Annotated in this window: 1 protein-coding gene; it reads left to right on the forward strand. The window is 71.1% G+C overall.

The features are described from left to right. Positions 1–348: 348 nt before the first annotated feature. The coding region (locus tag KUM32_RS38705; RefSeq protein WP_217146478.1) for an NAD-dependent epimerase/dehydratase family protein at positions 349–679 on the forward strand (331 nt) is incomplete at its 3' end.

The raw sequence follows: 679 nt of genomic DNA on the forward strand, positions 1-679 counted from the left end.
AGCCGAGGGTCCGCAGGTCGTCCACGACGGACGGGCCGACGACCGGAGGACCGGTCACAATGGCGGTCGACAGACGAACTCACTCCTTGGCAACTGGCATGGCCGCGCCGGTTCATGGCCGGTTCACGCGGTGTCCGGGCAGCGGTCGTGACCTGCTCCGACCCGGCTGCGGCGGACAGGGCGTCGGCAGAGGCTATCGGATCACCGAAGGCGACCGTTCACCGCGCATTCACTCAAGGATCGAGTGAACGACGGCTTGGTCTGCGCGATCATCATGGTCGATGGCCGCTACCCGCGCCAAACGCCCGTTCGCTCCGGCCGCCGATTTCCGGTCGGTAGGGTGCGGACATGATGTGGCTGATCACCGGCGGTGCCGGATACATCGGGGCGCACGTCGTCGCGGCCATGCGCGCGGCGGGCGAGCGCGTGGTGGTGCTCGACGACCTGACGGCCGGCCGGTCCGACCGGCTGCCGGCGGACGTGCCCGTGGTGCGCGGTTCGGTCCTGGACCGGGAGCTGCTTGGCCGGGTGCTGGCCGAGCACGAGGTGGCCGGTGTGGTGCACCTGGCGGCGCGCAAGCAGGTGGCGGAGTCCGTCGAGCAGCCCATCCGCTACTACGAGGAGAACGTGCACGGCCTGGCCGTGCTGCTGGACGCGGCGGCCGCCGCCGGCGTACGCG

The sequence above is a fragment of the Streptomyces sp. AC627_RSS907 genome, from assembly GCF_019049165.1.